The organism is Erwinia sp. PME.40.26/001 (assembly GCF_055556675.1).
The window spans coordinates 1-232 of record NZ_JBVHNP010000463.1 but is presented as its reverse complement, the minus strand read 5'-3'; the positions used below and the strand labels follow the sequence as shown (position 1 = coordinate 232).

The 232-nt window shown below is 69.4% G+C and carries 1 protein-coding gene; it reads left to right on the top strand.

Going from position 1 to position 232, the window contains the following annotated elements; genetic code table 11:
- The coding region (locus tag ACZ3HG_RS24980; RefSeq protein ID WP_465335255.1) for a methyl-accepting chemotaxis protein at positions 1-232 on the top strand (232 nt) is incomplete at both ends.

The window sequence follows — 232 nt, the reverse complement described above, 5'->3', positions numbered from 1 at the left end:
CATCCTTGCGCTCAATGCGGCGGTCGAAGCTGCCCGCGCCGGCGAGCAGGGCCGCGGCTTCGCGGTCGTGGCCTCCGAAGTGCGAAGCCTCGCGCAGCGCAGTGCGGGTGCCGCCAAGGAGATCAAGACCCTCATCGATGATTCCGTGGCCAAGGTCGATACCGGCAGCCGCCTGGTGGAGCAAGCCGGCAGCACCATGACCGAAGTGGTCGCCAGCGTGCGCCGCGTCACC